3 protein-coding genes are annotated in these 1496 nt (G+C 40.8%); 1 reads left to right on the top strand and 2 read right to left on the bottom strand.

Features of this window, described 5'->3' with window-relative positions; all coding sequences use genetic code 11:
• Positions 1–165: 165 nt before the first annotated feature.
• Positions 166–405 (top strand): hypothetical protein, encoded by a 240-nt coding sequence (locus tag PX481_RS19715; protein ID WP_288095584.1) that lies wholly within the window; start codon positions 166–168, stop codon positions 403–405.
• A 78-nt stretch (positions 406–483) separates the two neighbouring features.
• On the opposite strand, the gene PX481_RS19710 is transcribed toward PX481_RS19715, so the two are convergent.
• Both PX481_RS19710 and PX481_RS19705 read right to left on the bottom strand, forming a co-directional pair.
• On the bottom strand, positions 484–993 hold the full coding sequence (locus PX481_RS19710; RefSeq protein WP_288095582.1) for a PIN domain-containing protein: 510 nt from the start codon (positions 991–993) through the stop codon (positions 484–486).
• A complete protein-coding gene (locus PX481_RS19705) occupies positions 990–1235 on the bottom strand; it encodes a UPF0175 family protein (RefSeq protein WP_002748168.1) in 246 nt (81 codons plus the stop codon). The genes PX481_RS19710 and PX481_RS19705 overlap by 4 nt, the downstream gene beginning before the upstream one ends.
• Between the last annotated feature and the right edge of the window lie 261 nt (positions 1236–1496).

Genomic DNA, 1496 nt, shown 5'->3' with positions numbered 1-1496 from the left:
CGGTTGCAAAAACAGTATGGCAAAGGTAAATGGAGAAAATTAAAGGGCATAGCCCAAGTTCAGCTTCCCAATGGTATAGTAAGGTTAGCTGAAGTCCATTGGTACGAGAGCTTCTGGCATTGGCAAAAAAGAATTTAAGCTCAAGCTACCCTTTCTCGATTGACCATGAAAACAGAGCCATCGCCAACAAATAAGTTCGCAGTTTGTCTCAATAATGAATGCTACGAAGCTTCACTAGAGGTGGGAAAAATATACCGCGTTATCCCTGATGAGACAGCAGAAATAAACAGTCTAATTCGGGTTATTGATGAAAGGGGTGAAGATTACGCTTTTTCTGTGAATCGGTTTCATGCTATTGAGTTACCAAAGCCAATAGAAGAGGCATTGTTATCAATGGCCAACTAAAATCCTGCCAATCCACCGAAAAAGAAACCACAAAAGTAGGCTAAATTGCCTCTAAAAATACCATAAATACCCCTTCATTCAATCTTGAGTGGGTTTATTTTTTTCTTCATCAACAATCTGTAAAACACTGCTGTATAAAGCTGCAGCAACCCAAAATCCTGCTCGATCAATCAAAGCGTCTAGCAAGGGTTTCACCTCAGAGATTAACCCTCGATTCTTCGCCTCAACCAAAATGCCCAGAATTCCTGTGTATCGAAGATTAAGTCTAGCAGCAATCCTACGACCACGACGCTCATCAATCAAAACTTGATCTGCTCCCAACTCAAGTGCTAAAGCAATAGCCTCAGCTTCTCCCTTATCTAGTTCATCAGCAAGAGCTTCAATCACTGTGCGGTTAGTTACCGTTCGAGTTTGAATCCAATCTAAGGTTTGGACTTCTATTGAACCTGCTACCGGAAAATCAGGCTCAGTTAATTCTCGATAAACTGCTTCGGGAATAAAAACTATTTCGTAAAGTTGTTGTAGCAGATGAAGTTGATTAATGGCGGCAAGATTGTTGATAGGGGATGTATCACTGACAACGATCACAATCTGCCCATCTCCCGCAAGTTCTTAATATCCTGTTCAAAATCTTCGACATCGTAGTGTACCGGAATTTGACGACTTGCAAGTAGGTGTTGAAAAGCAATACGATTCATTCCTGCAAATCGACTCGCTTGAGCAAGGGTGAGCTTCTCTTTTTGAAAGAGCATGACCGCAATTTCCTGCCTCATCTCAGCTTCAGTCATGCGTGTTGCACTGAGAATTTCATCGGAGATATCAATACTCATGGCTATAACCCTATCTATCCCTTCCTATTGGAATAATATCATAACCCCCTTCATTTAGTCAGTTGAGGGGGTTTATTTTTTGCGTCTCTTCCTCTTACACATTTTACACATTAAGAATCGGGGTTCTTCGTTACTTGGTATGGTTCGATAGGGGGGCATAAATCGACTAAATCCTTATCTGGCAAGAGACTTAATTGATTAGTTCGCTCTAGAGCAAAAACAATTGACAAAAATCGCTAAATGCTTTTCTATATAAGGGTT

The sequence above is a fragment of the Microcystis sp. M53603_WE2 genome, from assembly GCF_030065435.1.
The sequence above is the reverse complement of the archived record's forward strand: the minus strand, read 5'-3'. Positions and strand labels throughout refer to the sequence as shown.